The following is a 21,895-nucleotide window of genomic DNA, read 5'->3' as shown; positions in this document are numbered from 1 at the left end:
ATTTTTATGACGGCGCTCAGCGCTTAACGACCGCGTGCAGACCCTAAATATTGTACGCGGCTACTCTTCGTACCGTCTTCCAAATCAACTGCACCATTTACCATATATTGGTCAAAATCGACTGCCAGCCATAGATTGCCTTGATAGACACTTTGCGCATCTAAGCGAATATATGCCATATTTGGCGTTTCGCTATCTGGATTATCAAAGCCCTGATAACGAGCGCTAAAGTGGGTCAAAATGATATTTTTCAGGTTCATTTTTTGCGCGAATGTACCCACCACATGAGCGCTGCTATGCATGGGGTCAAAGTCAGGGTTTCTGGCTTGAATAGCCATCATGACCTCGTGCGTATAAGTGGCCTCATGCACCAACAAATCCGCATCCATAACCGCTGTGCTCAAACAGTCTGGCGTATCATTGTCCCCTGCTACCACCACTTTTGTCCGCTGCGTCTTATTATTGACATAGTCTGCTGACTGCAAGTGCTGACCATCTTTAGTGATGACGTCTTCGCCTTGTTGTAGCTTGCCCCACAGCGCACTTGCTGGGATACCATTTGCTATGAGCTTGTCCGTGTTAAGAGTGCGACGGCTGATGGTTTGCGTGATACCGAATCCATGAGATGGCACACGATGTGATAAGGGATAGACGTCTATCATAAGCTGATGTTGATTATCCAAGTCGATTTTTACTTTACCCTTATTATCTTCTTGCGATAACAAATCCTCTATCGACGCAAAATTGAGAGTAAAGGGCAGATATAATTCAGTATGTAGGATAAAGGCATCAAGCAGCGCCGAGATGGCTTTTGGTGCAATGAGCGTCAGTGGCTCACTGCGACCTGACATCGCGGCACTCGCCAGCAATCCTGGCAGACCATAACAATGGTCGCCATGGACGTGCGTAATACAAATAGCCGTTAATTGACGTAAGGAGAGCTTGGTATACAATAGCTGCTGCTGTGTGCCTTCCCCGCAATCAATCAATAGCCATGGGCGCGACTTTTTATTTTGACTGCCTTGCTGTGACCCAGAAGTATTAGGATTCAAGCATTCGATCGCCAAGGCGGTCACATTACGTTGTTTGGTTGGCACACCTGCGGAGGTGCCCAAGAAGGTTAGCTTTAACATAGACAAACTCTTTTAGCTAATTCCTTATTTTCTATGACGACTGACATAGCATGGTTCTTTGACCTTCAATCATTTTCCCGCCATTGGCCGTACATTCACTGACCATATTAGACTCATAAGATTTCCAGCCGCCATAAAAGCTGGCAATGCATAGAATCACTACGAGCAATTTTTGTGACCATGCTTTAATGGATACTTGCTGGCTATGCACATTACCGTCAGCAGCAATACCAGTATCGGTATTTTTGTTATTTGATTTATTCAGCTCTGTCATTTTTTATCCTAAAAAAGGTTTTGTCTATAAATAAACAAAACCTTTCGTTTTAATATCAAATTAGTCATTTATTAACGATTAAATGCGCCTCGTTTAGAACTGCAAACGACCGCCCTTTTCTTCTGCACGCTTAAAGGCATCGCGCTCTTCACAGCGTTTTAGCCAGATTAAGATATTAGCATATTTACTGCTATCTAATCCTGTACCAGCATTGGCACCCACAACTGCAAGATGCATTTGGATATCAGCGGCACTGAATGCTTCACCAGCGAACCAGTGACTATCTTGTAGCTGCTTCTCCATCAGATTTAAGTTATTCACTATATTATTATTGATCATTCCATCTTCAACTTGTTTGCGAATTCCTTTACTTATCGGCTTGATCAGCATGGGTGATCGTTCAACCACTTTGTTAAATACCAGACGCATGACCAATGGTGGCATCGCCGAAGCTTCAGCAAAATGCAGCCAAAAAGTATAGGCTTCCCACGCCGACTCGTTATCATCAGAAGGCTTAAACTGATGTTCCTTATCGTAGTGTCTCAGCAAGTATTCAATAATAAAACCTGACTCAGCCAACGCGCGATCACCGACTTCAAGCACCGGCGTGTGTCCTAACGGATGCACTTTCTTTAAGCTCTCAGGTGCAAGATGCGCCTTAGTACGCTCATAGGTGATCAGCTCATAATCGAGCCCCAACTCTTCTAGTAACCATAAAATACGAAACGAGCGCGAATTGTTTAAATGATGCAGAGTTAACATAAACCGTCCTAGTTATATATTGTTTTAAATCAGCCATAATCTCTTTGATACAGTGCCACGCTTCCAATTAAGAGTGACAGCACTGCCCTCGATGATAGCGTAATTTGCGCTCCTTTAACACTGCAAGTTTGTAGAACGATGACGAAAAACACTGCCTGCCAAGTCCAACTCATCTGACTTAACTAGCAAGTGTTATTTAGCATGTAACTCTTCAATTTTGCGTGTCATCTTATTTATCTTTTGCTGATACTTTTTAATTTGGCGGAATCGGTGCGCCATTAGCACGCCTTTAATACGGCGATTTTTCAGGCGACGTCGTGGCGGAAAACTGCCTACTTGTGGCTCATTGTAGCCATGCAAACGGTCGTCACGTTTGCGTGCCATGTAACCCAGTGCACTATCAGCAATCATAATAAGCAATGCGACAAAAATCATGCTGTACATCAGCATGGATCCACCATCATGTAAGTTACGATCCAAAATCGCAATCGAAAACACGAATAAGAATATTGGTTCAAGGTAGCACAAAGTCCCAAATAATGAGACAGGCAGCTTTTGGCTCGCTACCATCGTCAGTGACATCGCAGCGGTACTGATAATGCCCAATAACGGCAACAGATACCAAAGCTTATGGTTGGTTATTGCTACCTCAAAGCCCCCATTCATATACAGCGCGATCAATACCACTGGCAATAACAACACAAGATCAGAGATCAAGCCTGTGATAGGCGGTACGGCCAATTTACGACGTAACAGATAATAAGGAGGATAACCCAAGCACACAAACAAAGTCGCCCAAGAGATCGCACCATATTCAAAGATATCGTAAGCAATACCGAGACCTGCACATATGATCGCAGCCCACTGTAGCAAGCTCATGTCTTCATTATAAAAGAAGCGACCGACCACGATCATGATCATTGGGTATAAGAAGTAGCCCAACGTCACCTCAAGCCCCAAGCCATTGACTGGCGCCCACATAAATATCCAGATTTGCGCGCCCAAAATCGGTGTGGGTAATATAAATAAAAACCACTCTTTTGCATTTTTTAATGTTTTTAAATAGTCAAAAATATGCTGCCATTGCTTTAGCAAACTGACTAGCAGCACCAGACTAAAAAACATCGTCAGCACACGCCACGAAGCGACTTGCGTACCTGATAATGGTTGCAGCAGCAAACCAAATAGGAACAGCAATGAGTATAAAAAATTTGCAGCCACAGCAGTGATTGTACCCTGCGAGGTTTGGTTAGTAGTCAGCATTACAACAGCCTTTATAGATTGGGGCACATCCTTGGCAATTTTAAAAAAAAACAAAAGCCTCAGACGAGAACGTCTGAGGCTTTTGCATATAAGGTCGTCGCGCGATCTAAGATAAACGCTTTTAATGTATCGTGCTTACATCATGGCAGCATTATGTCAAAGTCAGAATAGATAAGCAATGCTACTGTTCATCTAGTCTGCCAACTTCTGCATTGAGTAAGTTTAATGCATGTAAGTACTTACTTTAAATCAAGTTGTTCGATTTTTTGCTGTATCTTATCCATCTTTTTTTGATAACGACGAATTTTGCGAAAACGATGCGCTTTTAGCACACCATCGATACGCTGATTGATAAAATGGCGGCGCGGAGGGAAGCCGCCAATCTGAAGCTCTCTATACCCATGCAGATGATCGTTACGGCGACGGACAAAATAGCCTGTCACACTATCAACCATCATCACCAGTAGCGCAAGCGTAATCATCCCATACATAAAGAGCGAGCCGCCTTCATCAAGGCTCTGACTCAGAACTGTGATAGACAGCACAAATAACAACATCGGCTCTATGTAGCTTAGCGCGCCAAACAGAGACACTGGCAGCTTGCTACTGGCAATCATCGTCAGAGACATCGCAAGTGCACTAAAGGCACCAAGCAGCGGCAATAAATACCAAAATTTCATGTCCTCTGCCGCCACACTAAAACCACCAGTCACATAAAGCATGATAAGCACTACTGGCGTTAGCAATGTCAAATCAAACAGCAAACCTGTAATCGGCGGGACGGAAAGTGTGCGACGAAGCAGATAGTACGGCGGATAGCCCAAGCACACAAACAACGTCACCCAAGACACTGAGCCATACTGAATGACATCGTAACCAATGCCTAGCGCCGCAAATATCGCGGCTACCCACTGTAATACACTCATATGCTCATGGTAAAAAAATCGACCAAGTACAATCATCACCAGCGGTAATAAAAAATAGCCCAAGGTGACATCCAGACCAAAGCCATTGACTGGTGCCCACATAAATAGCCAAATCTGTCCGCCCAAGATCGGTGCAGGTAGTATAAATATCAGCCATTCTTTTAAGGTCTTAAGTGTCTTAATATAATCAAAGACATGCTGCCATTGCTTGGTCAAACTGAGCAAGATGATCAAACTTAACAGCATCATCAACACTCGCCACGAGGCCACCTGCGTCCCCGTTAAGGGCAGCATAAATAGCCCAAACAAAAACATCATCGAGAATAAAAAGCTCGACGATACCGCTGCGACAGTTCCCTGAAAGGTTTGATTGGTCGTAAGCATAACAACAGCCTTAAAAGTAAAACCCTGTGTACATTATTTATAAAAAATTAGAGCAGCAGAAACTTATAGGCAGACCCTAACAATAGAGAAGATACAGAAAAAATAAAAGCCTCCGACGATAACGTCAGAGGCTTTTTTTAGAACAATCATATCAGACTAGATCAAAAAGCTAACTACTGAGACATTTATTCGTCGTCTGTGTTTTCACCGTCTGCACTGTCAATATCTAATTCATTGTCAGTAGAAATATCCATAACGTCATTCATTGCTGTGTTGCCAGTCGCCGCATCAATCTCTCTCTGCTCTTGACCTTCCACATCAAATGTACCGTCTTCTCTCATGGCATCGACTAACTCATCGTCACCTTCTTCGTGCTCAACACGTGCCATAGCAACTAGCTTCTCGTCTTTTGACAGACGAATCAGTGTAACACCTTGCGTATTACGACCAGAGCTAGCGACATGCTCAACGGGCGTACGAACCAACGTACCTTTATCAGAAATTAAGATAATATCATCTGTAGAGTCAACCTTGGTGGCACGTACCAGTGCACCATTACGCTTACTGGTCTTGATGGCAATCACACCGCCACCACCACGATTTTGGGTATTGAACTCATCGATCAAGGTACGCTTACCAAAGCCGTTTTCACAAGCAATGAGGATTTCGCGTACATCATCTTCGATCACAACCAATGATTTGATAGATTCATTAGTCGCCAAACGCATACCACGGACACCTTTAGCCGTACGGCCCATCACGCGAGCATCATTCTCATCAAAACGAATGGCTTTACCACTTGAAGCAAACAACATCACTTCTTGGTTACCATTGGTAATACGAGCGCTTACTAGCTTATCGCCTTCTTCTAATCCAACTGCAATTAAACCGTTCGAGCGAATATTAGCAAACTGTTTAAGCTCTACCCGCTTCACCGTACCATTGGCAGTTGCAAAGAACACAAAAGGTGGCTCTGCTTGCGTGCTGTCGTCTAATAAATCATCATCCCCATCTATTAGAGCATCTGTTGACGCTTCACCTTTTATTGATAGATCTTCCACTATTTTTGGAATTGGCAGTATCGTGGTGACGGTTTCATCAGGATTTAAGCCAATTAAATTTACTAATGGACGACCGCGAGCACCGCGACTGGCGATCGGCACTTCAAAACCACGTAAGCTGAAGACACGACCACTATCTGTGAAGCACAATACAGTAGCATGCGTTGAGGTGACCACCAAGTGATCAATCACATCATCTTCTTTCATTGCCGTTGCAGACTTGCCCTTACCGCCACGTTTTTGCGCGACATAATCATCAATCGGCTGAGTTTTTGCATAACCAGTACGCGAAACCGTCATGACGACCGTTTGTTCAGGAATCAAATCTTCACGGTTAAAGTCAGTACGCGAGTCAATAATATCGGTACGGCGGTCGTCACCAAAGTTATCACGAATCTCAATCATCTCATTAGAGATAATGGTCATTAGCTTATCAAAATCACCAAGAATAGACTCTAAATGCGCGATTTCGCGTAGTAAGTCCTGATATTCTTCGGTCAATTTGTCTTGCTCAAGACCCGTTAAACGATGCAACTGCATATCTAAAATCGCGTTGACCTGCTCAAGTGATAAGCGATAACGTTCTTCACCTTCGATAAGACCAAACGGCGCTTTAGGATCTTCGCCTTCGATAAACTCAGGACGCACAGATTGGCTACCAGCAGCGGTAAGCATCGCCACCACGCTACCTGAACCCCAGGTGTTGTTTAATAAGCTTTCACGTGCCAAGCCGCGGTTTGCAGATGCTTTAATCGTCGCAATAATCTCGTCGATATTGGCAAGAGCAACCGTTAGACCTTCGAGCAAATGACCACGTACGCGCGCTTTGTTCAGCTCATAAATCGTACGGCGGGTCACCACTTCTTGACGATGACGCACAAACGCAGCGATGAGCTGACGCAGGGTTAATAATTTTGGCTGACCATTATCTAGCGCCACCATATTGATACTAAAGCTAGATTCTAGCGGCGTTTGCAAGAACAAGTTATTGACAATTACTTCAGCAGTCTCGCCGCGACGCAAGTCAATGGCGATACGCATACCGTCTTTATCAGACTCATCACGAATCTCGCTAATGCCTTCGATTTTTTTATCACGTACAAGCTCTGCAATACGCTCAATCAGTTTGGCTTTATTGGCTTGATAAGGCACTTCGGTAAATACAATACGCTCGCGATCACGGTTGACACCCGTATCACTCATGGCTTCGATATGGTAGCGACCACGTATGTGCAGGCGACCTTTACCCGTGCGATAAGCATCTAAAATACCCGCGCGACCGTAGATAATACCGCCCGTTGGGAAATCTGGACCTGAGATGTGTGACATCAACTCTTCAGCTGATACTTGTGGGTTTTCTGCATAAGCCAAACAAGCATTAATAACTTCTGTCAGGTTATGCGGCGCCATATTGGTCGCCATACCGACTGCAATACCAGTCGCACCATTGACCAGCAAGTTAGGAATACGCGCTGGCATCACACTTGGCATGCGCTCAGAGCCATCGTAGTTGTCTTCCCAATCGACGGTATCTTTGTCTAAATCAGCAAGCATCTGATGTGTCAGCTTGGTCATACGTACTTCCGTATAACGCATGGCAGCCGGTGGATCATCATCGATCGAACCAAAGTTACCTTGACCATCAACCATCGGATAACGCAAACTAAAATCCTGCGCCATCCGCACAATCGCATCATAGACCGCACTATCGCCATGTGGGTGATATTTACCAATGACATCGCCGACCACACGTGCAGACTTCTTATACGGCTTATTGTAGTCGTTAGATAGCACGTGCATGGCGTACATCACACGGCGGTGTACAGGTTTGAACCCATCACGCACATCAGGCAGCGCACGCGAGACAATCACGCTCATCGCATAATCCAGATAGGATTGCTTTAGTTCATCTACGATGCCAATAGGACTGACCGATTCGCTCATATACACTCCTTCACTCACATTGTTTTTCTAATGTTGACACGTTTGTTCAAGATACTCATGGGTTATACAAAAATATAGCTGCATCAATGCGCAGCTACTATCAAAATAGTGACCCTAAAAAAGCACCGTCAAACGTGCAAAACAATAGGAAAATAGTGATACGGTTTTTGTTAAAAATAATGTTCAATTAAAGAAGCTATTTTAGCACAAATTTGCTGATTTAGGGGCGTCTGGCTGTTATTAAAATTAAGCAAAACAGCTGATTAGCGATTTTTTTACTCTAATAACAAGAGTAAAAACAACTTTAACGGCATACTTTTTTTGATTGACTGATTTTGCCATTTTTACAGACAAACTTGCCATCTTTTGAGCAGTGAGATACGCCGCCCATTTTACCCGAACAAGGTGTATTCTTAGCCTGTGCTTGACTGATCGAAGCTATCATAAAGACACAGGTAACCAGTGATAACATCATTGACTTCATACTTCTCTCCTATTAATTATTAAATGGTATTCATGAAAAAACTGCATCCAGTGGACACAGTTTTTTCGATAGCAAAGCTATTTTTTACGGTTAAGCTGACCTCTATTAAGCGGGTTTAAATTCCTGATTAAAGAACTCACGTGTGGCTTGTGTACAAGCAGTACTGACCAGACCACCGTGATAGTTACCCAATACAGCAGCACTTGCAGGTATGCCTTGCTGTGCTCCTGCCTCTATTACCCGTTGAAGATTTTGCACAAAGTTACTTTGAACACTTGCTACAACAGAATTAATATTCCATTGGTTCATGGACGCCTGTCCAATAAGTTGAACGTTAGGAGTATTAGGACGAGCAGCGGCTGTTGTCGCATCAACATCTAATACTGTCACGTTGACGGTAAGGGCTGGGTTTTGTGCGACATTACCTTGAATAATAGCAGCCATTGAACTGGTGTTTAGATCATAAAAGACCGTTGGATCCTGATTGCCACCACATAGCAGTGTTGGCATTTTTGGCACATAACCACGTAGATCATTGAGTTTTAATGCTTTGCGTAAGTTATTTTTTGGATTGGCTGCTGGCAATGCACCCGTCATCTCGATTAGGCTATCAGGGTTCTGTAACGCATCTGCGATATAAGCGGTACGGAAGTCCGTTCTGATCAGATAATTGTCATCCGCGAAGCCAATAGAGGCAAAGGGAACGGTGGGTGGTGGTAAAAGATCGAGAGTGGGATTATTTTCAGGGTCTTTTTCAAACAGCGCATTATCAGGCAGTTTATTGGCGGCGACCAACTCACCAAAGCTCAATAAACTTGGTAATTCTGTGTTTGCATAATTGGCAGTAAATATATCAGCAGTACTGTTATAGACATTGCCATACGCGTTTTGGAGGCCAGATGCTAGTAGCGGTGCAAAACGAGTCGCGCCAATATTGACGTTTCCTCTAAATATGGCATCACCGAACGCTGCCAGTGCATAAGGCCCTGATAAAGGTGCAATTGCAGTGACTGGCTCATCGTTTTTCTCGAACATTCTAGCGGTGGCCATCGCCACGTGCCCACCTTGTGAGTAACCACTAATGAATAACTCACCAGAGTCATCAAGGTTGGTGTAATCAGGATCATTAGCGCGCTGTTGTCTTGCAATGATTGTACGGGCACTATCTAGCGCATCGGCCATATCAGTGGCTTGTTGATCAGCCACAAGGTATGGATGGTAATCAAGATCAGACTCATCATAACCAGCATAGTTTGGTGCAACCACAATATAACCTTGAGCTGCAAAGTTTGCGGCGATTAATGTCGACTCACCAGCTGCTGAATTTTGAGGATTGGCTACTTGGCTAAAATCGTAGTCTTTGTCAGTGGTTGTGCCATGGGCATATAGCAAGATAGGTCGATCGCCTTGACAGTCAGCACTGTCTCCGCTTGGTAGCATCAAGGCTGCTGTCGCGTTGGTACGCTCACCCGCTGCCCCTACTGTCGGATAGCTGACTTTTTCGATTTTGATATCGCATTTGGCATCAGGGGTTGCCGTACCATCAAGACCGAACTGGGTATTTATTTGCGCGGTGTTAAATGACTTGATTGATTTAACTGACGTCGCAGAGCCTATGACATTATCATTGTCATCGCCACAACCGACGAGCAGCAAGCTACTGGCAATGGCGACCGATAATAGGCAGCGCAGCATCACCGGCTTGCCTGTATTAGTGGATATTGATTGATGGGTATTGATAGATGACTTGTCACTTATAGCGGTAGTAGATTTAGATACGATCATGGTTGCTGTCCTTAGCAGTGGTAAATCAGACGTTTGCTGAGAGTCCTTTGCAATAGAAAACTTTAGAGTGGCAGACTCTTGTTATCCAATGGTTTTTATTGAGTACTTTGCAATATCAAACATTTCTAATAAAACCGTCTCAATAATTGCTTCTTAAACCTTACTACTTATACCGTAAAATGTTATGAAAAGCTACTGGAAAACATGCGTTTAACAGCATCTTTAACCTGATAGTAAAATTAGTATTATTGTCAAACCTAGCTTAGATTTTGTCTTTGTTGTACGATGTTCCGAAATACAACCCTAATACAGATAGCGCTTTATGCAAACCAATAGTGAAAGTACAAAAGAACATGACAACCAATCGCTTAATCTGACACAACAAATCGACGCATCAGGCGATATACGTGCCGATCGTAGCTTCGATGCGATTGCAGATCATTTCGAAAAAAAGGTCTACGGTGGCTTAAAAGGCGATATTCGATTGGCAGTGCTGCGCCGTGATATCTTTGAATATAGCGCGCAAATGAGCAAAAGCCTTGGGCGACCTTTACGTATTTTGGATGTGGGTGCAGGGCTTGCACAGATTGCCATAGAGCTTGCGGCCCAAGGTCATACACTGGTCATCAATGATATCTCAGGCAACATGCTAGAAAAGGCGAAAGCGAGTGCCGCGCAGATAGACGAAAACCTCGATATCACATGGTATGTTTGCCCCTATCAGGAGCTGCCAGAAAAATTAGGCAAAGAAAAGCATGAAAAGTTTGATTTAATCATGTGTCATGCGCTGCTTGAATGGTTGGCCGAGCCCGCTGCCGTGATGGACTTTTTTGATCAGCAATTAACGGATAAGGGTGCACTATCTTTATGCTTTTATAACCCAGCAAGCTTTGATTATCGCAACCTGATCATGGGAAATTTTAACTTACTCGATAATACAGAATATAAGGCTGATAGCAAAAAAAGCCTCACACCCAACCATCCTGTCGCCAAAGAAGAAGTCGAACGTTGGTTAGCAGCGCATCACTATCAGACCATACGTACCAGCGGTCTGCGCGTATTTCATGATTATGCCCCGCTTAAGCGTGGTGGTCACAATGACCCAGATGCTGTGATACGTATGGAGCTGCGCTACTCGCAATTAGAGCCGTATAAACGGTTGGGACGTTATTTGCACATATTGGCGACACGATAAGCTTAAGTGCAAGCGCCTGTTTTCTGGAGAGACTTTTAGTTGATATAATCGCAGCAGTGTAAAGTAAGCACAAGGCAGCCTATCGTAAATAGTACACTTTGTGCATTTCGCGAGGTTAATACCTTAATAATTTATAAATGCTTCGACTATAAAGACTACTCTGCGTCTTCAACTCTCTCTGACCTATCATACTCTGACCAAGTCGTCGCATTGATGTCTTTTTCATCAAATACCACGACGTGCTCTAAGATAGGTAAAATACCAATCTGTGACCCAATCTCGTGATTATGGTGACTGGCAACTAATGACAATACCGTTTGCCCGTCGTCGAGTTGCAAGCGATATAAATAGTTGGCACCGCGAAATACGCGTCCAACCACTAAAGCAGTTTGTGTGCTCTCATCGTCATGAATGATATCATCAGGGCGCACCAACACCTTAATCGGTGTGCCGTTAGGATAATCGTACTCGCAATACTGTGGATACCCTGATTCATCGTAAATTTCCATACGTCGATAGATATCGCCTAATGCCGTCTCAACATGACCTTCTTTGATGATGCCATCTATCATCGCGCCTTCACCGACAAACTCGGCAACAAAGGGACTGATTGGTTCATGATATAACTGGCTTGGGGTTGCCCACTGTACCAGCTTACCTTTATGCATCACTCCCACTTTATCAGCCAGTGCAAACGCTTCGTTTTGATCATGAGTGACCAATATTGCCGTGGTATTGGTGCGTTTAAGAATATCACGGACATTCATTGCCAATGACTCACGTAGCACCACATCTAAGTTAGAAAATGGCTCATCGAGTAGCAATAATTTCGGCTTTGGCGCTAACGCACGGGCCAATGCCACCCGCTGCTGCTGGCCACCTGACAGCTCATTTGGACGTTTGTCAGCATGCTCAGACAATTCAACCAGCTCTAGCATCTCAGCAACACGGGCTTTTTTATCAGCGGCAGACCATTTATTCAGACCAAAAGCGATGTTTTTTGCCACGCTCAAATGCCCAAATAACGCATAGTCCTGAAACACCATACCCATACCGCGTTTAGCAGGTGCTACTGCATACGAGTTGCGGTCAGTTTTATTAGTAAGACACTGATTGTTTAAGAAAACAATACCATCACGGCTTTGTTCCAACCCTGCAATTGCTCTTAGTGCCGTGGTCTTACCGCAGCCGCTATAACCTAAAAAGCAACCAATCTCGCCTTGCTTCAATTCCAGTGACAAACCATTCACGATAATCGTATCGTCATAACCGACGATCAAATCTTGCACACTAAAATAAGGGCTGGTAGCCGTAGCTGCCTCAGTATCTGTCTCAACATCTTGGCTAAGAGCACTGCCTCTTTCAAGGGATTTTCTAGGCTGAACGGGCTGTGTCTTAACTTGAGCAACTGGCGATTTTTTTATATGCTCCAGCCTTGCCTTAGCTTTTATTGACTTGGCATTGATTGATTTAGAGTCTGCTGAGCCTTTCATTGAATCAGTGTACATAGACGGTACCAGTTAGCTATTAGTAAATAAAAAACCATAGATAAAACAGTGAAAACAACCATAAAATAGAAGTGGAGCGCTAGCGGATAATGCAGATTTACTCTAACAATGCCTTAACCTTGCTTATCGCTTTGACGCAATAATATCCAAACAGGCAGCAGCCCAACCAGCACAATCAATAAACTTGGTAACGCTGCTCGTCCCCACATGCCTTCGCTGGTCATCTCAAATACCCGCACTGCCAGCGTATCCCAACCTTGGCGCCGTGTCATTAACGTAATCGGCATCTCTTTCATGACTTCAACAAACCCCATTAGTAATCCAGTCAATATTCCTGGACTAATCACGGGTAACATCACTTGTCGCCAGCGCTGATAAGGACTGTCACTTAATAATTTGGCGGCTGCTTCTTGATTGACCGTTAGGCGCTGTAGCTGCCGATCGACTGGCTGAAAACTCACCGTCATAAAGCGCGTCGATAATGCTAATAGCATCACAATAACACTGCCTGATAGCACTTGCTGCGAGGTAATACCAAAGGCAATCATTTGATTGTCTAGCCAAGCAATTGGGATGAATATACCCACTGCCAATACCGTACCCGGCACCACATAACCCAAATTTGCCAAAGTAGTCATGAGCTTGGTCAATTTATCAGGATATTGCCGCTTAATCCACGCAATAATAACCGCCAAAAAGGCAATAAAAATCGTGGTCATACTCGCAATCGTGAGACTATTGACCACAAAATCAATATAGCGCGCATCAAAATCTTGGCGAAAATTCAATGCTGTCCAATAGATTAGCTGCAGAAATGGGATTAAAAAAGCGACGGCAAACACCAAGGTACACAGCAATGTCATACCCAATTTCGCAGACGTACTGGCATCGAAACGCTGACTACTGCCTTGAGTCACGTTATTGCCACGCTTGGTTTGCCAATACTGCTCAAACAATACCACAATAAAGATCACACCGATTAGCAAAGCAGCCAATTGTGCCGCAGTGGTCAAACTAAAGAAGCCAAACCATGCTTTGTAAATAGCCGTGGTAAAGGTATCAACATTAAAGACCGACACGGCACCAAAATCTGCCAAGGTTTCCATGCTAGCCAGCAATAGTCCGCCAATAATCCACGGCAATGCTTGTGGTAATGCCAACCGAAAAAACACGCGGCTTCGGCTTAAACCCAGCATCTGTCCCGCTTCAATCGCTCGCCTACCTTGCGATAAAAACGCTTGACGCGCCAGCAAATAGACATAAGGATAAAACGCTAGGGACAATACCAGACCTGCTCCCCAGACATTACGTACCGAAGGAATCGCCGTGTCAAAGCCTAGGTCGCGCAAACCTGTCTGTAATGGCCCGCTAAAATCAACAATACCAATGGTGACAAACGCCAATACATAAGCAGGTATCGCCAGCGGTAACATCAGCGCCCACGAAAAAAACCGCTGCCCAGGGAAGCGGTACATGCTGGTTACCCAAGCAAGGGCTGTACCGATAGTGCCAGACACGACCGTTACCATCAGCAATAAAATTGCGGTATTTTTAAGCACTTGCGGCAGCACATAGTCTGCCATGTGCGTCCAAATATCGGCAATTGGCTGTGTCCATGATAGCAACACAATCAAAATCGGCAAAAGCATAAACGACGAAATCAGTCCTAAGACTGATTTCGAGATAATACGTTTACGGACGGCATGGTCTTGGCTGATAGTCTGATTGTCAGCAATACTATTATTATCAACATTATTGTCATCAATACTATCATTGACTGTATCATTTTGACTTACAGACGCGTCTGGCGTTTTGATCATATCATTATTACCGTGTCATACGCATAAAGACCTTATAACGTTATACCAAACTCAAAAATACTGTCCGCTTTGAACATAAACATTATCATGTAGCCTATCAAGAGTGATACTTGTACTTGATAGGCATTGTCATTTTTGAGAGTGGTATGACTGTCAATACCTTATTTATAACCTGCTTTGTCCATCAACTGAATTGCTTGGGTTTGTAGCTCACCAAACTTTTGCACATTGATATCGTCTTTTTTGAATTCACCCCATGATCTGAGCATTTCTGACTCATCAACCCCTACTTTTACTGGGAATTCTTTATCGGAGCTGGCATAAACACCTTGTGCCTCATCAGAGGACAACCATTCCATCAGTTTAAGCGTACCATCTGGATTATCTGAGCCCGTAACCACACCAGCACCTGAAATGTTTACGTGTGTACCAGTCGTACCTTGGTTGGCCCAAAATATTTTCACAGGGAAGTTAGGTTTTTCATCGAGCAGACGACCATAGTAGTAACTATTTGCAATACCTACTTCACACTGACCAGCAGCGATGGCTTCTAGCATACTGGTATCATCGCTGAATACGTCAGTGGCTAAGTTAGCCACCCAACCACGGACGATCTCTTCGGTTTTTTCTTCTCCCAAGTGCTCCATCATGCTAGCCACAAGTGACTGGTTATAGACCTTTTTAGAGGTACGTAGGCATAACTTACCTTTCCACTTCGGATCAGCTAAATCTGCATAAGTAGATAACTGGTCGGCACTGACTTTACTTGGGTCATAAAAGATTGTGCGAGCACGCAATGATAAACCCGTCCACTGACCTTTTGGATCACGATATTTGGCAGGAACGTTGGTCTCTAACACAGTAGAGGATACTGGTTGTAACAAACCCTGCTGAGCCGCTTGCCATAAGTTGCCCGCATCAACGGTTAGCAGCATATCGGCTGGCGTGTTCTGACCTTCGGCTTGCAAGCGCGCCATGAGCGGACCTGTACTGTCCGTGACTAGCTCAATCTTTACACCTGTCTGTTCGGTATAACGGTCTAACAATGGCTTAATCAGCTGCTCATTTCGCGAAGAATAAATAGTAATCGTTTGACCATCTTCACTCGTAGCACCATCATTAGCAGCTGGTTGCTCTGTAGCCGCCGCTGATGTCTCCGCCTCTGCGCTCTCTTCTGTTGTAGATGAATTGCTACAACCAGCCAGTCCTAACATCATGCCAAATACGGCAACAGGCAAGATAATCTTAGTAGAAGTTAGGTTAGCGCTAATGGCATTCAATGACATGGTTTTCCCCATAATGATGCTACGAAAAGGTGAGATAAATAGACGAGATGACAATAAGATAAGGCGGCGCTAAAGACCTCTAATAATAAGGCTCAATCACGCGATAATCTCTGAAACAACATACTAATAGAAATGATATTAATTATCAATACATTTGTTTAACTCTGAAATGTACTGTTTACTTGGCTCAACTGTCACTTTCTAAGGATAAATTTATAGATCTTCACGGGTCAATCTATACCTTTTTTGAGTGATGGCACGTCCTAATCATCTTTCAATTATCTGCTGATTCACGACAGCAACCATTGACCTAAAATAACATTGACAGCGGCTTCGGTACGTAGAATACGCGAGCCTATAGTGACTGCCGCGCAACCTTGAGCGGCGAGCAGTGCTATTTCATAATCAATCCAGCCCCCTTCAGCACCGATACAAACCAGACTTGGCAATCCTAACGATGGCTGCTGTTGTAGATATTGCGTAAAGGATAGCTCACTATACGGGTGCGCCACGATGGCTCGATTGGTTATCAAACCTGCCAGCTCATCTTCCACAAATGGCTTAAAGCGTTTTTGTAAAGTGATACGAGGCGCTATCGTATCTACACCTTGTTGCAGTCCTTCTAATACAAACTCATCAAGGCGCTCAAGCATCGGACTTTGCCAATAGCTTTTTTGCGTGCGATAACTGTTGATTAGGATAATATCGCGTACACCAAGCGCAGTCATATCCATGATTAAGCGGCGCAGCACTTTAGGACGCGGTAGTGCCAACACGACGGTCAAATCTAACTTAGGTGGCGGCGCAATGGTGAGCTCGACATCACGCAGCTGAATAGCATCAGAGCGGATGCTTTCTATAACAGCAGTGCCCAAACGACCACCCATTTGACCGATTTTTAGCGTATCACCAACTTTTGCCATCAGCACTTTATTGACATGATCTATTTGCGATAACTCATCAATATGTGCCGCTTCCGACGAGAATTTTTCAATGGGTAATAATAGACAATTCATAGCAGCTCTTGGCTTGGTTGTTGAATAACATGCTGCTCAATAACCTCTTTAATCATGGTAAATTGGCGGGTCAATACTGCTTGCTGTTGTATCGTCATTCGCGCGCCAGCTTGCCCTGCTTGTTTCGCTACCTCAAGATCGCTGAGCCAAGACACTAGCTGCTGATAAATGAGTGCCGCATCCTCTTTAGGGGCAGGCTTCTTACGAGAGGATTGTTGACTCGTATTAGTAGCAGCCGCATTAACAGTAACCGGACGATAAAAAATATTGTTTGGCTGATATAACGCGCCGACCTCAGCCAATTTATCCACCACGCTTTGACAAGACTGAGTATAGCACCCCATGAGCACAGGCGTTGCCACACTCGCTGGCTCAACGGGATTATGTCCACCGACATCCACTAACGAGCCGCCGACCAATGCCACATCTGCCAACTTATACCATGCCATCAGCTCGCCCATGCTATCAGCCAGATAGACTTGTGTGTCAACATGAATGGTATCTTCTGCACTACGCCGCGCCATTGTTAATTCGGACGCTTGAATGAGCGCTGCTACTTCATCAAAACGTTCAGGATGTCTAGGCACAATGATAAGCAGCGCATCAGCGAGCGCTGGATGAGACAATAGCTGTTGATGCAATGACAGTGCCGTCTCTTCTTCACCACTATGGGTGCTTGCGGCTACCCAAATCGGTCGACCAGCTATAGTCATCTCTTCTGCTAATTTAGGTTCTTTGAGCGATTCAGACTGTCCGTTTGGTACGCTAGGATTTTCTGTATAGTTATCTTCTATATCAGTCGCTTTATCTTCAATTTTAGGCGTATTAATCACCCATTTGAGTGAACCTGCGACACGAATTTGCGCGCTATTTGCACCCAATTGCCGAAAGCGTTTAGCAGACTCACTGTCTTGAGCGATAATCAAAGTCAGGTTTTTCATCATGCTGGCACTGACCGCAGCAATTTTTTGATAACTTTGGAAAGAAGACGCTGATAGTCGACCGTTGACCAAGATACTGGGAATATGGTGTTCGGATAATTTGGTTAAGATATTTGCCCATAATTCTGTTTCTACAAACAGAGCAACAATGGGCTTTACATGCGCTAAAAAAGCCTCAATCACAGCTGGACTGTCAACAGGTACATAACTGTGGCTCATTCGACCTTGGGCAATTTCATCGGCGAATCGGCTAGCACCGCGAGCAAATCCTGTCTGCGTGGTATTGGTTAGCCATATTTGATAGCCATCAGCCAATAATGTATCTAATAGTGGCGCAACGGTATTGGTCTCACCTAATGACACCGCATGACACCAAATAACGCCTTTATTGGTTTGCGTATTAGTCGCTTCAGCCACTGGCCGTGGCGGATATTGTTTACCAAAACGCTGTGCCACTTCTTGCTGATAGTTGTCACGATTGTGTGAGCGTCGCCAGACTTGCAATCTATATAGCGGCTTAAGTAAACCGATGGCACACTGATAATAAAAAGGCGCGTTATAAATAGTGCGGCTGGGCAACGATTCTGGGTCAGTCGCTTCTAAAGCACAATCAGAGGATATAGGAGAAGATGGCATAAAGTCGCCCAGATTAGTAATGGCTCAAATAATATAGTCAATCCACCATGAAAGAGTGATGGCGTTAATCTCGCTTGCAGTATGACCTATACATCTGCACTCGGTTGCCTTTTACCTCTTTAAATTAAATCGACTATAACAAAGTGACGGTAAAAATTGCGCCAATTCTACCTGAATTTAGCGCTTAACAATATGCTTTACAGCGTGTTGCCATAAAATATTTTAGACAATAATTAGGATCAGTATTGCCACCACGAGTATGGCTGCGAATAGCAGCTGGTAGCGCTTCATACTATGTTGCTCTTGTTTTTGCGTCGTTATCAACGCTTGCGCTTGTTGCCATTGCCCTACTACGCTCGCCGCTTCCGTGTGTCCATTTTCCGCTGCTTGCTCTAGCCAATATTTGCCAGTGTCTATATCTTGCGCCACGCCGACGCCTTGGTAATACATCTTGCTTAGTAGGCGCTGCGCACGGCTGTCGTTTTTGCTGGCGGCCTGCTTAACCCATTCAGCACCTGACTCTGTAGCAGCACGCTTATCAACGGCTAATCCTTCACCAAGTAACTCATACATTGCCAAATGTAGCATGGCAGCACTATTACCCGCATGCGCTGCTTCCTGTAATTTTAATAACGCTTGCTGTTTTGCCGCCAAATGACTCTCTGAAAAGTTTATTTGCGCGCGTGGCTTACTTTGCTTGGAAATGTGTTGCTCAAATTGCTCCAGCACTTTATGGGCTTGCTGATACTCAATATTTCCAGCCGTTTGAATGACCTCTACGTTTTCCAGCTCTACGAGCAGTTGCGTAAAAATCGCGGGCGTTGGCGGTTCTTGAGAAGCAGACACTAACGATGGTAGTGGCTGCTCCAATACCGTATTTTCTGAGGCCGTATGAGGTCGCACTGTTTCTGTTTTAGACAGCACAGGCTTAGTTTGGATCTCTGGCTGAGCGAGTACTTTAGGTTCTGGTATAGCAGCTAGCGTATCATTCGGCGTATGATATAACGCTTCTTTTTCCAATGGTTTCTGACTATCAACCGTTTTAATACGCTCTACATGAGCGCTTGTATTTGTATTTTGTGTGCTGCTTTGAGTAACTGAAACTGACGTACCTGACTTAACCACTTGGTCATCATTCAGCTTTGGCAGCCTTGCACTAACCGCTTGATATAAACCACTAGCCACTTGACCGCCTTGTACGGCTGCAAACGGCCGATCAATATGACCAAATAACCGCAAACCTATCGGCTCTAGGGCAAAAAACAATGACGTAGCGCTATTAGTATCAGCCGACTGACAATAGATAACCGCCATATGTTGATAAAAATCATCGGTTTTGAGAGCCAATTCAGGATAGCGCTTATGTAGCTCAAATTGTCCATACCAATGCGGCGTATTTTGCCATTGCTGTGCCAATACTCGCCCTGCATAAAATGCCAAAAATACCATAAAATTACGATAGCGTTCATCGATCAATAATGTTTCTTCATGCCATCGACCAGTTTTAACCATCTCACGGCGTATGTGCGACAGTAGCGTATCGATTCGCTGTAGACTGACCAATGACTCATCTAATATACAATCACGAAGCTCGCTTTCGTAAGCAATACCACCAGCGATAGGACGATCAGCTAGAAAATCTTGCCAATAGCCTGCTGCAATATAATCAAAGGGCGTTAGAGGTGATACAGACATAGACAAGCGCATCCTTTATCGGGATAAATTAATAGTAATAAAAATAAGGTCATCATAGCACTAAGCCAACATCGGTCGTTTACCTTACCCTAAAATTGAAAACGCTACAATAAAGGACTAAATAAGCGTACCACATTATCAAATAAACGCTCTGCACCATGGCGCTGTTGCCACTGCTCTAAACTCAGAAAACGGCAACTTTGTAAGTAGACTTCTTGACAATCAGCCACTTGAGCGACCATCTCTGGTGTATAAATGGCCAAGCTCACTTCCATATTTAGATAAAAACTACGCATATCGATGTTCACAGTGCCAAATAAACAATAATCATCATCGATAACCACTGTTTTGGTATGCAACAGACCACCTTTAAATAAGGCAATTGTCACACCTGCCTCGAGTAACTCTTGATAATAGGCTTGTGACGCATGCTGTACAAGAAACGAATCCACCTTTTCAGGAACAATAAGTGTCACCTCAACCCCACGTTTGGCCGCTATCGTTAGCGCTCCCGAGAGCGCTTCGTCAGGTACAAAATACGGCGTAGTAATGCGAATACGTTTATTGGCGCGATGAATAACCGTCACCAATGTATTGTAAATCACATGGGCAGTCACTTGTGGTGCGGAAGGTATTAGCTGCGCCAGCACCCCTTCTACCATCGGCATTTTCGGTATCACAATCGATGTCGAGCCAATATTTGGCTGCTCATAATAGTCGATCTCACCAGCCAATACCTTTACCCGACTGTTTAAATCATTAATGGTTGGATTCATCACATATAGTTTACGAGTATAGCCATTTACTCGCTGATTGAGCGCGTCTAGATTGTCATTGTTTTCCGCACCAATGTCCGTGGCCACCACGATCGCCATGGCTGTCGTAATACTAATAGAGTGTTGACTGGTCGTGCGTATGGCCACATCGATCCACTGTCCAACGTTTTTATTTTGTTTAAAAAACCTCGGATCGACCAAGTTAAAGCTACCGATATAACCAATGTGCTCATCAATCACCACAATCTTACGATGATTGCGTAAGTCAGAGCGCTTAAATAGCGTTTTAAATAAACCCACTGGTAGTGACTGATGGACAAAAACACCTGCTTTTTCCAATGTACGGTGCGCGCTACTATTAAAAAAACTAAAGCTGCCCACGCTATCGGCCAATATATGACACTCAACGCCTCGCTGCGCTGCCGCTGACAACGCCTCTATCACCTCTAGTACTTGTCCTTTAGGATAAACAATATAAAACTCCATCAGGATAATACTCTGAGCGGCATTGATATCTTCGATTAAATTCTGAAAGATAGTATGAGGATCGGTCAATAACTGCATCTTATGATTAGGGAATACGCCTAGCCCTGTCCAACGCGTGCCTATTTGACTGACACCGCGATAGTTGACTGGTAGCAGCTCTTGTCCCTGATCAAAAACCAAATGCTCACGCCGTGCCATATCATCCATCAATAGGCTTGCTTGATCCACCCGTTGACGATAGCGCCTTCCTATCATCGGCTCACCCAATAATATATAAGCGATCAAACCAAAAATAGGTAAGGTATAGAGCACAGCAATCCAAGCAATGGACACACCGATATTGCGCTGCACCGATACAACACGTAGCGTCATTACTATCATGAGAACAATATGCAATACCAGACCCAAGCCTGCAAAGTCTCCCCAAGACCAGGTCGTAAAAGTTTGTTCAACAGTGGAATTTTCTATGCTCGCCTCCAACAATCAATATAAAATAAAGCATGAGTCGTAAAACATCCTC

General features: G+C 44.3%; 16 protein-coding genes. 1 reads left to right on the top strand and 15 read right to left on the bottom strand.

Annotated features, from left to right (window positions below; all coding sequences use genetic code 11):
* Positions 1–23: 23 nt before the first annotated feature.
* The 8 genes from JMX93_RS09215 to JMX93_RS09180 all read right to left on the bottom strand — a co-directional run bounded on the left by JMX93_RS09215 (position 24) and on the right by JMX93_RS09180 (position 10,016).
* Complete coding sequence (locus tag JMX93_RS09215; protein ID WP_443556880.1) at positions 24–1,133, bottom strand: ribonuclease Z; 1,110 nt, start codon at positions 1,131–1,133, stop codon at positions 24–26.
* 31 nt (positions 1,134–1,164) lie between these two features.
* Complete coding sequence (locus JMX93_RS09210; RefSeq protein ID WP_193013020.1) at positions 1,165–1,407, bottom strand: hypothetical protein; 243 nt, start codon at positions 1,405–1,407, stop codon at positions 1,165–1,167.
* Between the two features lie 93 nt (positions 1,408–1,500).
* Entirely contained in the window at positions 1,501–2,169 is a 669-nt protein-coding gene (locus JMX93_RS09205) for a glutathione S-transferase family protein (protein ID WP_193013021.1), read from the bottom strand.
* 192 nt (positions 2,170–2,361) lie between these two features.
* Positions 2,362–3,432, bottom strand: a complete 1,071-nt coding sequence (gene rarD, locus JMX93_RS09200; RefSeq protein WP_499204517.1) for an EamA family transporter RarD — start codon at positions 3,430–3,432, stop codon at positions 2,362–2,364.
* Positions 3,433–3,671: 239 nt separating this feature from the next.
* On the bottom strand, positions 3,672–4,742 hold the full coding sequence (rarD, locus tag JMX93_RS09195) for an EamA family transporter RarD (protein ID WP_499204516.1): 1,071 nt from the start codon (positions 4,740–4,742) through the stop codon (positions 3,672–3,674).
* Positions 4,743–4,927: 185 nt separating this feature from the next.
* Positions 4,928–7,747: a DNA gyrase subunit A gene (gyrA, locus tag JMX93_RS09190; protein WP_499204515.1), complete on the bottom strand. Its 2,820-nt coding sequence runs from the start codon at positions 7,745–7,747 to the stop codon at positions 4,928–4,930.
* A gap of 304 nt (positions 7,748–8,051) precedes the next feature.
* Complete coding sequence (locus JMX93_RS09185; protein ID WP_499204514.1) at positions 8,052–8,231, bottom strand: YdcA family protein; 180 nt, start codon at positions 8,229–8,231, stop codon at positions 8,052–8,054.
* Positions 8,232–8,336: 105 nt separating this feature from the next.
* Positions 8,337–10,016, bottom strand: coding sequence for an alpha/beta hydrolase family protein (locus JMX93_RS09180; protein WP_499204513.1), 1,680 nt, complete (start codon positions 10,014–10,016; stop codon positions 8,337–8,339).
* A gap of 322 nt (positions 10,017–10,338) precedes the next feature.
* Between JMX93_RS09180 and JMX93_RS09175 the strand changes: the two genes are divergently transcribed.
* Positions 10,339–11,211 (top strand): methyltransferase domain-containing protein, encoded by an 873-nt coding sequence (locus JMX93_RS09175; RefSeq protein ID WP_499204512.1) that lies wholly within the window; start codon positions 10,339–10,341, stop codon positions 11,209–11,211.
* Positions 11,212–11,366: 155 nt separating this feature from the next.
* Here the strand turns inward: JMX93_RS09175 and JMX93_RS09170 are convergent, their stop codons facing one another.
* The 7 genes from JMX93_RS09170 to JMX93_RS09140 all read right to left on the bottom strand — a co-directional run bounded on the left by JMX93_RS09170 (position 11,367) and on the right by JMX93_RS09140 (position 21,855).
* Positions 11,367–12,719 (bottom strand): ABC transporter ATP-binding protein, encoded by a 1,353-nt coding sequence (locus JMX93_RS09170; RefSeq protein WP_443556874.1) that lies wholly within the window; start codon positions 12,717–12,719, stop codon positions 11,367–11,369.
* 113 nt (positions 12,720–12,832) lie between these two features.
* On the bottom strand, positions 12,833–14,539 hold the full coding sequence (locus tag JMX93_RS09165; RefSeq protein ID WP_499204511.1) for an ABC transporter permease: 1,707 nt from the start codon (positions 14,537–14,539) through the stop codon (positions 12,833–12,835).
* Positions 14,540–14,700: 161 nt separating this feature from the next.
* Positions 14,701–15,825, bottom strand: coding sequence for a Fe(3+) ABC transporter substrate-binding protein (locus tag JMX93_RS09160; protein WP_499204510.1), 1,125 nt, complete (start codon positions 15,823–15,825; stop codon positions 14,701–14,703).
* 290 nt (positions 15,826–16,115) lie between these two features.
* The gene (locus tag JMX93_RS09155; RefSeq protein ID WP_499204509.1) at positions 16,116–16,841 is read right to left on the bottom strand and encodes a 16S rRNA (uracil(1498)-N(3))-methyltransferase; all 726 of its coding nucleotides are present in this window, start codon (positions 16,839–16,841) and stop codon (positions 16,116–16,118) included.
* Positions 16,838–18,418 carry a 3-deoxy-D-manno-octulosonic acid transferase gene (locus JMX93_RS09150; RefSeq protein ID WP_499204508.1) on the bottom strand — a complete coding sequence of 527 codons (1,581 nt, stop codon included), beginning with the start codon at positions 18,416–18,418 and terminating at the stop codon, positions 16,838–16,840. The genes JMX93_RS09155 and JMX93_RS09150 overlap by 4 nt, the downstream gene beginning before the upstream one ends.
* A gap of 222 nt (positions 18,419–18,640) precedes the next feature.
* Positions 18,641–20,113 carry a tetratricopeptide repeat protein gene (locus JMX93_RS09145; protein ID WP_499204507.1) on the bottom strand — a complete coding sequence of 491 codons (1,473 nt, stop codon included), beginning with the start codon at positions 20,111–20,113 and terminating at the stop codon, positions 18,641–18,643.
* Positions 20,114–20,217: 104 nt separating this feature from the next.
* On the bottom strand, positions 20,218–21,855 hold the full coding sequence (locus tag JMX93_RS09140; RefSeq protein WP_499204592.1) for a cardiolipin synthase: 1,638 nt from the start codon (positions 21,853–21,855) through the stop codon (positions 20,218–20,220).
* Between the last annotated feature and the right edge of the window lie 40 nt (positions 21,856–21,895).

Origin of the sequence: Psychrobacter muriicola 2pS (assembly GCF_904846535.1) — a bacterium.
In the GTDB taxonomy this organism is placed as follows: Bacteria; Pseudomonadota; Gammaproteobacteria; order Pseudomonadales; family Moraxellaceae; genus Psychrobacter; species Psychrobacter aquimaris.
This window is presented reverse-complemented; position numbering and strand designations above follow the sequence as displayed.